Here is a 10190-nt window from a genome sequence, read left to right on the forward strand (position 1 = left end):
TCCGCCCGTTTCTTGCGTATCTCGGCGGCGAACATCGGGCCGAAACGCTGCCACCAGAACCGCACCGACTCGTGGCTGATCTCGATCCCGCGCTCGTGAAGCAGGTCTTCGACGTTCCGAAGCGACAGCGGGAACCGGACATAGAGCATCACAGCAAGACGGATGATCTCCGGGCTGCTGTGGAAATACTTGAAAGGGTCGCGTTTCGTCATGGCCGGACGCTACGAGGCCGACCTGCCAGTCTCGACCGGATTCCTTCTGACAGCGCCCTCAGGTGGGGCTGGTCAGGGAGGGGCGGCTAGGTCTGATTGCTCTGACAGTACCGCTTCAGGAAATGCATGGAGGGACAGCGGTCACCGGTGTCCCGTCGACCCGATGGGGAATAGTTGCGTGCGACAGGCGATGGAGCAACTGCGTCCTGGTGCTCGTCCGCCCCCCCTCAGGTCCGATTGCGCCCCCCACGGGCAAACAGAAGGATGAAATAGAAGACCCAGGTGCCGATCGCGGACACGGCAGCCGCAACATAGGACCAGGCCGCGCTGCGCAAGACCGCGCGGACCCCCTCAAGCTCTCGTTCCTCGGTGATGATGCGATGCGTCACGAGTTGATTGAGCGCCCGTCGGCTCGCGTCGATCTCCACCGGCAAGGTCACAAGCGCGAAGAACGTCGAGGCGCCAAACATGATCGCGCCGAACCAGGCCAGGCGCGGGAGATCCAGCATCAGTCCACCGATAAAGACCCAGGGCGCAATCTGCGCGCTCAATTGAACGAGGGGAACAATCAGGCTGCGCAACTCCAGCGCGAAATAGTCGTCCGCATCCTGAATGGCGTGTCCGGCCTCATGTGCGGCGATGCCGACCGCCGCGATCGATGGCGTGTAGTAGATGCCCTGGCTGAGCCGGAGTGTTTGGCTGCGCGGGTCGTAATGGTCGCTCAGAACGCCGTCTGTTGGCTCCACTGTCACCCGGTTCAGACCACTGGCATCGAGAAGATAGCGTGCAACCTGCGCTCCGGTCGCGCCCGACAGCGCGGGTATGCGGGAGTACTTCGATACGTTGTACTTGATACGGGATTGCGCATAGGCGCCCAGCGCCATCCCGGGAAGCACGAGAAGCCAGAAGAGAAGGTCGGTCGGCATTAGTCGGGCTCCCGGGTACAACGCTCCGTCATCGAGTATAGCACCGAACCCGACCCGGCACATTAGGGGTGATGGTCATGTCAGGGGAACTTGGGTTGCGGCGGGGTAGGGCGCCGATTAGCTTCCCCTGATGTCGAAACCTGACCCGTTCAAATACTTCAAGACGAGCCGAGAGATCATCCGCCTGGCGGTGATGATGTATGTCCGTTTCCCGCTTTCGCCGCGGAACGTCGAAGACCTGTTGCACGAGCGAGGTATCGACATCAGCCATGAATCTGTCCGGTTTTAGTGGCAGCGTTTTGGCCCGATGTTCGCCGCCGAGATACGCATGAAACGGGCGGAGCGGCTGCGTTCCGGGCCGCAGTGGCAATGGCACCTCGACGAGATGTTCGTGAAGATCAACGGCGTGAGGCACTATTTGTGGCGGGCCGTCGACCAGGCGGGCGAGGTCCTCGAAAGTTACGTGACGAAGACGCGGGACAAGAAGGCGGCATTGAAATTCTTGAAGAAAACAATGAAGGGTGTTGTCAGAACAACTTGATCTGTTGCGATTGCGATGGCTCGGTTGTTGGACTCGTCGGCGCTCTGCAAGGTCTTTCCCCTTACAGATCAATTTTTGCACCTTCTTTCGATAGAAGGGGGTAGGGAGGAGCGGCTAGGTCCGATTGCTCTGACAGTACCCTTGGACGGCCTTCTCGGAACTTCCGAGGCAGGAGCTCATCAAAACGAGTAGGCCGCGTTTCGCGGAAGTCGCGCGGCAATCCTGAGTAGAGCGACGTTCAGTTTGAAATCCCTTCGCTCGATCAAAAACAGAGAAAATTCAGAAAGTTGGGAAATTAGCCGGAGTTCTCTGGGTGTTCTCGTGTGCCGCCATTTTAGTGGAGACGGCGCCTCGATTGTGAGGACCGACGGATCGATAGCTTCGGGCTCTAAATCGAATGCCTCGGCGAGCGCCTTGGGCCATTCGTGCGCGGCTCGAGCTTGCCGACAACCTGCGCGACTTGGCTTTGTTCAACCTCGCAATCGATAGCAAGCTTCGCGGATGTGACTTGGTTCGGCTCAAGCTGGTGGGCCTCGTCGCTGGCGGTAGCGTCCGTGACCGTGTGTCGGTCATCCAGAGCAAGACTGGGCGGCCAGTTCAATTAGAGGTGTCCTAATAGAGATTGGTTCGCATTCGTCTGACGCCACCGATTTGGCTTGATTGAGTGCGATGAAAGATTGCAGCATTGCTGCATGAATGCGCCCACTACCGATTCTCAAGCGTCGCCGACGGCCGCGCTCCACGTATTGAAAGCCGAGCGCGATCTGCTGATTGCGATGCTTTCCTCGTCGACCGAAGCCTGCTGGTGCATGGAGTTCCGCGAACCGATCGACCTGACTGCCCCCAACCAGGAAGTGGTGCGTCAGGTCTTCGAAAACCGTCCGTATTGGCGCTTTTGTAACGAAGCGATGGCGCAGCTTTACTTGCTGCCGGCGGGCAAGGATTTCAACGACCAGCCAGTGTCCGACATCTTCCCGCGCAACAGCCAGAACGAGGCCTTCATCGAGAATTTGCTGTCCAATGGCTTCGAGGCCGATGCGGTGCCGGCTCTGGACATGCGCTATGACGGCGAAGCGATCCATGTCGAAAACGACGTTCGCGGCCATGTCGAAAACGGGCAGCTCATCCGCATGTTCGGCGTAGTACGGGACGTCGGCAAGCACTATCGGCGCGAGGCGCAGCTTGCCGCTCTGCTCCGTGATGCCCAGGCCGCGCTGGACATGTTCGACGAAGCGGTGATTGGCCTCAGTAGGGACTTGCGCATCGTGATTATCAACAGCGCCACGGAAAAGCTCTTGGGCCGCAGCCGCGAAAAGCTGATGGCGGCGGACCTGTCCGAGGTTCTCGGCGCCCTGGGCAACGTGCCGGCAGAGGAAATCGCCGACCGTCTGAGCGCGGGTGCTGGTGCGGGCCAAATCTCCGTCGAGGCGCGGCGGATCGGCTGGCGGTCGGTTTCCCGGGCCGTCGCGGGAGATGGTGGGATCGCCAGACTACTGACGTTTTCCGAAGGGGTTGCCGATGACTGACGGCAAGTTTCTGCAGGCGCTTCTGGGGCAGGGCGATGACGGGCTGCTGCTGGTCGACGAAGACGGTCGTATCAGGCAGGCAAATCCGGCGGCGGCGCGGCTGCTGGATGGGGATGCCGTGCCGGGCAATGCGATTCGCGACCTGTTCGATGGCTCACCCGAGCTAATGCAGGCTGTTTCGGCCGGCAGGCGGGCCGACCTTGCCTTGCGGTGGGCAGGTGGACGAAACCTGATGGTGTCGATCCGTCCGGGCGGCGAAGCCGAAAATCTTGTCCTGATCCAGGTCACGGATCTCGATTCCTTTGACTACCGGCGCAACGCCGCGGCCGGCGAGGTGGGACCCGCGCAGCCGGGGTTCCTTTCGACCAACCGGACACGGCCCGACTTCGGCGTTCAACGCCGGCTGTCGCCCGCACTCAACCGGCTGCTGTCGCGCGGCGAAAGGGCGATGCGGCAGAATGCGCGTATAGTGATCACCGGTGAATCCGGCGTCGGAAAATCCGAGATCGCCCGTTTTCTTCACGGTACCGTCGCCGACGGCAGGGATCCTTTCGTAATCTGCAACTGCGCGACGTCGAATGCCAGCGATCTGTCGCAGACTCTGTTCGGCGCCGATGGCAAGCCCGGCCTGATCGATGTCGCAGCGGGCGGCACGCTTTTCCTGGACGAGATTGCCGAGATTCCGCTGAGCTTGCAGGCGCAGCTTCTGAGCTTCATCGAGGACGGGCGCCAGATATGGCAGTCACCTACACCGCAGCCAGCCAAACCGTTTCGGGTGATCTCTGCCACCAATGCCGATCTTTTGTCGCTGGTCAGAAACGGGCGTTTTCGGGCCGATCTGTACTATCGCCTTGCCGTCATCGAACTTGGCGTGGCGCCACTGCGCCGGATGCCGGAACTGATCCCGCATCTGACCGATCGCTTCCTGCAGACAGTCAACCAGCGCCGGGTCACGCCGGTTGTCCTGCCCCAAAGGCTTCGCGGCGCGCTCAGCGACTACAGTTTTCCGGGCAATATCAGAGAATTACTGAACATCGTGCACAAGGCAACCATCTTCACCGAAGATGCCGATGACATGGATGAACTGATCGCTGAACTGATCGTGCCGCATCCGGGACCAGACAGCGACGACCTGCCACATGCCGCGACGCTGGACCTTCGGACCGAGGTCAGGCGATTTGAACGGGCGCTGATCGACAAGGCAATCCGCATACACGGAAGCAAACGCAAGGCGGCCAAGGTTCTTGGCGTCGATATCGGAACCATCGTCAGAAAGACGGCCTGAAGGCCGCAGTTAAGCAACGCTCAACAACAGGGGAATAACCATGAAGAACCTAAAGACACTCATTGGCACGACCAGTGCCGCGGCAATGCTTCTGGCCGGTGTCGCGCCGGCCTTTGCAGGCGGCGAGCTTAGTTTGCTGACCTGGGAGGGTTATGCGGATGAAAGTTTCATCAAGCCTTTCGAAGAGGCGACGGGATGCAAGGTCTCTGCCACTTATGTTGGCTCGAACGACGATTTTGCGCCCAAGCTGGCCGCCGGAGGCGGGGTCTTTGATCTTGTCAGCCCGTCGATCGATGCGACTTTCCCGCTGATCGCGGCAGGTTTCGTCGATCCCATCGACACCAGCAAGATCGCCGCCTGGAATGACATCTACGAGAAGTTCCGAAACGCCGACGGCATCAATTACGAAGGACAGGTCTATGGTGTGCCCTATGCTTGGGGGGCGATCAGCTTCATGTACCGTCCTGACAAGTTCGACACGCCGCCGACCTCTCTGGCGTCGCTATGGGATCCGTTGCTCGAGGGCCGCATCTCGCTTTGGGACGACAAGAGCGCCCTCTACGTCGCGGCGCGCGCCAATGGCGACATGGACATCTATCATCTGACCGACGAACAGCTTGCCGCTGCGCAGGCGAAGTTGGTCGAGCAGCGACCGCTGATCCGCAAATACTGGGCCAGCGCCGGCGAACTGGTCGATCTATACAAATCCGGCGAGGTTTGGATCTCGAACACTTGGGCAGGGTACCAATCCTCGCTGCTGGCGGCCGAAGGAATCGATGTGGTCGAGTTCATTCCGACGGAGAACGCCGAGGGCTGGATGGACAGCTTCATGGTCGTCAAGGGCACACCGAACGAGGAATGTGCCTATGAGTTCCTCAACATGGCGGTCGGGGTGGGCGGCCAGTGCGGCGTAGCCAATGTCAACGGCTATTCGACCTCCAATCCGGTGGCAGCGCGCGAGTGCATGACCGAAGAACAGTTCAAGGCCCTGCATCAGGATGACCCGGACTACCTCGACAGCCTGCTGTTGTGGGAAAACCTCGGCCCGCGCTTGGCGGATTATACCAACGCCTGGAACGCCGTGAAGGCCCAGTAAGCAAGGGGGCGGGGAGTGATCTTCCCGCCCGCAAACGCCGCCCGGGAAAGAGCACCAGCCATGGCAGAGATCGTCAAGCTCGATCGGATTTCCAAGCATTTCGGCCCGATCATCGGTGTCGATGACATTAGCCTGTCAGTGGCCGAGGGCGAATTCGTCACACTTCTTGGACCTTCGGGTTGCGGCAAGTCCACGCTGCTTCGGATCATCGGCGGCTTCGATGAGCCGACGCAGGGCGCGGTGATGATCGGCGGCAGGGATGTGACCGACCTGCCGCCCAGCCGGCGCCCGGTGAACATGGTCTTTCAGGACTACGCGCTTTTCCCGCACATGAGTGTTGGCAAGAACGTGGGATACGGGTTGCGCGTCGGCGGTCTGGCCCGCGCCGAGGTCGCCCAGAAGGCCCGCGACGCGCTGGACCTGGTCGGCCTGCCCGAGAAATTCGATGCCGCGCCGCACGAGTTGTCGGGCGGCCAGCGCCAGCGCGTAGCGCTTGCGCGGGCGATCGTGCGCCGACCACAGGTGCTGCTACTAGACGAACCGCTATCGGCGCTCGACGCGAACCTGCGTCTGGCGATGCAGGTCGAACTGAAACACCTGCACCAGAAGGTAGGACTGACCTTCATCATGGTCACGCATGATCAGAACGAGGCCCTCGCCATGTCGGATCGGATCGTCGTCATGCGCGAAGGTCGGATCGTTCAGGAGGGAACCCCAGAGGCGCTGTACGATGCGCCGGATTCTCCTTATGTGGCCGGGTTCATCGGAACCACCAATCTGTTCGACGCCAAGGTTGGCGCGGATCAAACTGTCAAGGCATTCGGCCAAAGCCTGACCCTTGCAGATGGCATTGCCGCGCCCGGCCGTGCGATGACCTTTGGATTCCGGCCGGAAAAGGCGGTGCTATTGCCTGCTTCAGCCAATGCCGGCAACACGCTGAGGGGGCGTGTCGCCGATCTTCTGTATCAGGGCAATTCCGCGCGCATCATCGTCGATCTCGGTGGCGGGCAGGTGGCCGTAGACATGCAGATTTCTGGCGCCCGCCGTGGCTCTGGGGTTCCTGAGGTCGGCGACGAGGTTCAGGTGCAGGTCGCGCCCGACCGGATCATGGCGCTGGAAGCGACCAAACAGCCATGAAAGCAGGGCGCCTGAAACAGTATCTTGTCCTGTCGCCGCCGCTGGCCTGGACGATCCTTTTCATGTTCGTCCCCTACACGGTGCTGCTGATCTATTCGTTCTGGCAGACCCAGTTTCCGCTGTTCGTTCCCGACTTCCAGTTCGGCAATTACCGACAGATACTGACCGATCCGCAATATGCGAGGGTTCTGTTGCGGACGATCAAGATCGCGGGACTGGTCTCGGCCTTTTCGCTGTTGCTGGCCTATCCCTATGCCTATTTCCTGGTCTTCAAGGTCCGACGTTCGGGCGTCAGGCTTGCGCTTTACATGGCCGTCGTCGCGCCGCTTTGGGTTAGTTACCTGCTGCGAGCCTATACCTGGAAGACGATCCTAGGGACCGAGGGCCTGCTGAACTCCTTCCTGGTGTCGACCGGAATCCTCTCAGAGCCCTCGGCGCTGTTCCTGTATAATCAGGCGGCAATGATCGTGACGCTGACCTATGTTTTCATCCCGTTCATGGTGATGCCGATCTATGCCGCGCTCGAGAAGATCCCGACCAGCATGATCGAGGCCAGTGCGGATCTGGGCGAAAGCGCATTCGCGACCTTCCTCAAAATCACCCTGCCGCTGTCGATTCCGGGGATCGTGGCCGGGTTCACGATGACCTTCTGCCTGGCTTTCGGTGATTTCATTGCGCCGATCCTGGTCGGCGGGCCGGATGGGCTAATGATCGCCAACGTGATCGCCTCGCAATTCGGCGCCGCGCTGAACTGGCCGCTCGGCTCCGCCCTCGCGCTGGTGATGCTGGTGATCGTTCTGGGCATCATATCGGCATCGGACCGCTTCGAGCGTTTCGGAAAGGCACGGCTGGGATGAGTTCGTTCGATGAAGCATCAGTCCCGCTGACCCGACCGGCGCGGCGCGCGGTGCCCCGGCGGAAGACCAGCGATCTGGTCTGGCTGGCGGCGATTGCAGGCATTCTCGCGTTCCTTTATGTGCCGATCGCCATTCTGGTGCTGTTCAGCTTCAACACCTCGCGTTCGCTTTCGTGGCCGATGTCGGGGCTGACGCTGGACTGGTATCGCAAGCTTTCGCAGAATGATCAGCTGATCGAGGCCCTTGGCAATTCATTCTACGTCGCGACATTCGCGACGGCTCTGACGCTCGCCATAGGTGTTCCGGCGGCACTGGCGCTCGACCGGCTCGACTTTCCGGGCAAGGGCCTTTTTCGCAAGCTGGTCCTGCTGCCGATCGCGCTGCCGGGGATCATCACCGGCATCTCGATGCTGACCCTGTTCCGGATGGCCGGCTTCACTCTGTCGCTCGAGACCGTCATCATCGGTCACGCCACTGCGCTTCTGGCGGTGGTGGTTACACAGGTCTTTGCCCGCCTGCAGCGCCTGCCCAAGAGTTTTGAGGAGGCATCGGCCGACCTTGGGGCAAGCGGGTTGCAAACATTTCTGCTGGTGACATTGCCCAACATCCGGACCGCTGTGATCGGCGCGGGGCTCCTGTCGTTCACGCTGAGTTTCGACGAGATCCCCGTCACCTTCTTTCTGACCGGGCGCGACAACACGCTGCCAATGTACATCTGGTCGACTATGCGCCGGGGTCTGACCCCCGAAATCAACGCCATCGGCGCCTTGATCGTGGCGTTTTCTGCCCTGCTCATCATCATTTCCGTCCTGTTTCTCAGGGACAAGTCGACTACGCGCCACTAGGGCGATTACTCAAGGAGGAACCAATGAATATTGACTCCAAGGTCAAATCCGAGGTGACGAAGGCCGCACTTGTCGGCGGAAAATGGGTCGACGGGCATGCCGGGATCTTTGAGGTCAGAAACCCGCATAACGGATCGCTGCTGCACAAGGTCGGTCGCTGCGACGCGTCCGACATTGATGCGGCCGTGGCCGCGGCGCGAAAGGCGCAGCCCGGCTGGGCCGCGCTTTCGGTCATCGAGCGCGCACAGATCATGCGCAGGATTCACCAGCTGTTCCTGGAGCGCGCCGAACCGATCGCACAGATGATCACTGCCGAAATCGGAAAGACGATCACGGATTCGCGCGAAGAGGTGTTCGAATATTCCGCGCCAAGCTGGGGCAAGGCCGCCGAAGAGATCCTGCGCCACCGCGGCTTGTCGTTTCCGTCCACGCAAGAGCGGACGACCAACAAGCGGCTGGTGATGAACCACAGGCCGCTTGGTGTCGTGGCCGCTATCACACCCTATAATTTCCCTACCGACATCTCTTCCATTGCGCTTGCTCATATCGCGGCGGCCGGCAATTGCGTGGTCTGGAAGCCGTCCGAATATTCGGCAGTAAGCTGCGCGATGCTGGCAGACGTCTTCAAGGATGCCGGCCTGCCGGATGGCGTCATCAACGTGGTGCAGGGCCTTGGCGACGCCGGCGCCGCGCTGGTCGATCACAAGGATGTCGACGGGGTCTTCTTCACCGGCTCGACCACGACCGGCCGGAAGATCGCGGAAAAATGCGCTCTGCGACCGCACCTGCTGGAACTGGGCGGCGACGGGCCGTTCATCATTCTGGCAGACGCCGATATCGACGCTGCCGTCGACGGTGCGATGAACGGTTGCTTCTACTACTCCGGCCAGGTCTGCACTTCTGCAGAACGGCTGCTGGTACACGAAGCCGTCTATGATGAATTCGTCGAGAAGTTCACCAAAAAGGCGCGGGCGCTCAAGATCGGAAACCCTGCCAACGAGGACACCGAGATGGGGCCGCTCTGCAACGATGCGACCCTTGGCCGTGTGAAGGCCCATGTCGCGGATGCGATCGCAAAGGGCGCCGTCGTCGAGCAGATCGGGAAGGAAGAGGGCCTGTATTACCCGGCCACGATTCTGAAGAATGTCACAACTGACATGCTCATCGCGAAAGAGGAAACCTTTGGCCCCGTCGCGCCGATCATCAAGATCAAGGATGCAGAAGAGGCTATCGCCATCGCGCATCAGACCGGGCTTGGCTTAATCGCCTCGCTCTGGACCCGCGACCTTGCGACCGCATGGCGGGTCGGCGAGGCCCTTCCTCACGGATCGGTCAACATTAACGAGACATCGAACTACTGGGACCAGTTGGCCCCCTTCGGTGGAACCGGACTGTCTGGCGTGGGCCGGGAACTCAGCCAGTGGTTTCTCGAGACCTTTACCGAGCGCAAGCTGCTGGTCTTCGATCTGGGCGGCGATATCAAATACAACCGCCGCGCCGAAGGCGGTTGGTAAATTCGGCGGCGTCGATTGGCCGAACCGGCCGGTCGTCCCTACTTGCGGCCGGAACGACAAGTTGGCGGTCCGGCCGCGGCACGGGCGGGCTGTTTCCGGCAGTGGCCTTGCCAGGGTGGTGTCAGACCAATTCGAACCCGTCTCCAGGTGGTGTCAGACCAATTCGAACCCGTCTCCACAAGGGCAGGATCGCTGTCCCTTATGACGCGCCGAGGCCGCGCCACTCGGCGAGAGCAGCGGCGCGGTTCTTC

8 protein-coding genes and 3 pseudogenes are annotated in these 10190 nt (G+C 60.9%); 9 read left to right on the top strand and 2 right to left on the bottom strand.

Translation table 11 applies throughout. The features are described 5' to 3' along the window. Positions 1–212 (bottom strand): annotated as a pseudogene (locus tag R5H32_RS20080) (IS6 family transposase); the annotation flags it as partial. Between the two features lie 227 nt (positions 213–439). Further along, complete coding sequence (locus tag R5H32_RS20085; RefSeq protein ID WP_318340434.1) at positions 440–1138, bottom strand: zinc metallopeptidase; 699 nt, start codon at positions 1136–1138, stop codon at positions 440–442. A 130-nt stretch (positions 1139–1268) separates the two neighbouring features. Here R5H32_RS20085 and R5H32_RS20090 point away from each other — a divergent pair. The 9 genes and pseudogenes from R5H32_RS20090 to R5H32_RS20130 all read left to right on the top strand — a co-directional run. Beyond that, a pseudogene (locus R5H32_RS20090) lies at positions 1269–1658 on the top strand (IS6 family transposase); the annotation flags it as partial. A 418-nt stretch (positions 1659–2076) separates the two neighbouring features. Next, positions 2077–2292: pseudogene (locus tag R5H32_RS20095) on the top strand (integrase); the annotation flags it as partial. A 79-nt stretch (positions 2293–2371) separates the two neighbouring features. After that, complete coding sequence (locus R5H32_RS20100) at positions 2372–3205, top strand: PAS domain-containing protein (protein ID WP_318340435.1); 834 nt, start codon at positions 2372–2374, stop codon at positions 3203–3205. Then, complete coding sequence (locus R5H32_RS20105; RefSeq protein WP_318340436.1) at positions 3198–4490, top strand: sigma 54-interacting transcriptional regulator; 1293 nt, start codon at positions 3198–3200, stop codon at positions 4488–4490. The genes R5H32_RS20100 and R5H32_RS20105 overlap by 8 nt, the downstream gene beginning before the upstream one ends. Positions 4491–4530: 40 nt before the next feature. Next, on the top strand, positions 4531–5586 hold the full coding sequence (locus R5H32_RS20110; RefSeq protein WP_318340437.1) for an ABC transporter substrate-binding protein: 1056 nt from the start codon (positions 4531–4533) through the stop codon (positions 5584–5586). A gap of 60 nt (positions 5587–5646) precedes the next feature. After that, complete coding sequence (locus tag R5H32_RS20115; RefSeq protein WP_318340438.1) at positions 5647–6723, top strand: ABC transporter ATP-binding protein; 1077 nt, start codon at positions 5647–5649, stop codon at positions 6721–6723. After that, positions 6720–7580 (top strand): ABC transporter permease, encoded by an 861-nt coding sequence (locus R5H32_RS20120; protein WP_318340439.1) that lies wholly within the window; start codon positions 6720–6722, stop codon positions 7578–7580. Before R5H32_RS20115 ends, R5H32_RS20120 begins: the two co-directional genes overlap by 4 nt. Continuing rightward, positions 7577–8425 carry an ABC transporter permease gene (locus R5H32_RS20125; RefSeq protein ID WP_318340440.1) on the top strand — a complete coding sequence of 283 codons (849 nt, stop codon included), beginning with the start codon at positions 7577–7579 and terminating at the stop codon, positions 8423–8425. The genes R5H32_RS20120 and R5H32_RS20125 overlap by 4 nt, the downstream gene beginning before the upstream one ends. Before the next feature lie 23 nt (positions 8426–8448). Next, positions 8449–9939 carry an aldehyde dehydrogenase family protein gene (locus R5H32_RS20130; RefSeq protein ID WP_318340441.1) on the top strand — a complete coding sequence of 497 codons (1491 nt, stop codon included), beginning with the start codon at positions 8449–8451 and terminating at the stop codon, positions 9937–9939. Positions 9940–10190: the final 251 nt, after the last annotated feature.

Origin of the sequence: Defluviimonas sp. D31 (assembly GCF_033436765.1) — a bacterium.
Classification (GTDB): Bacteria; Pseudomonadota; Alphaproteobacteria; order Rhodobacterales; family Rhodobacteraceae; genus Albidovulum.

Bases quoted from the DNA above. Each gene is read 5' to 3' on its own strand.
- R5H32_RS20120 (WP_318340439.1), top strand. From the start codon at position 6,720: ATGAAAGCAGGGCGCCTGAAACAGTATCTTGTCCTGTCGCCGCCGCTG.
- R5H32_RS20100 (WP_318340435.1), top strand. From the start codon at position 2,372: ATGAATGCGCCCACTACCGATTCTCAAGCGTCGCCGACGGCCGCGCTC.
- R5H32_RS20105 (WP_318340436.1), top strand. From the start codon at position 3,198: ATGACTGACGGCAAGTTTCTGCAGGCGCTTCTGGGGCAGGGCGATGAC.
- R5H32_RS20085 (WP_318340434.1), bottom strand. From the start codon at position 1,138: ATGCCGACCGACCTTCTCTTCTGGCTTCTCGTGCTTCCCGGGATGGCG.
- R5H32_RS20110 (WP_318340437.1), top strand. From the start codon at position 4,531: ATGAAGAACCTAAAGACACTCATTGGCACGACCAGTGCCGCGGCAATG.
- R5H32_RS20130 (WP_318340441.1), top strand. From the start codon at position 8,449: ATGAATATTGACTCCAAGGTCAAATCCGAGGTGACGAAGGCCGCACTT.
- R5H32_RS20125 (WP_318340440.1), top strand. From the start codon at position 7,577: ATGAGTTCGTTCGATGAAGCATCAGTCCCGCTGACCCGACCGGCGCGG.
- R5H32_RS20115 (WP_318340438.1), top strand. From the start codon at position 5,647: ATGGCAGAGATCGTCAAGCTCGATCGGATTTCCAAGCATTTCGGCCCG.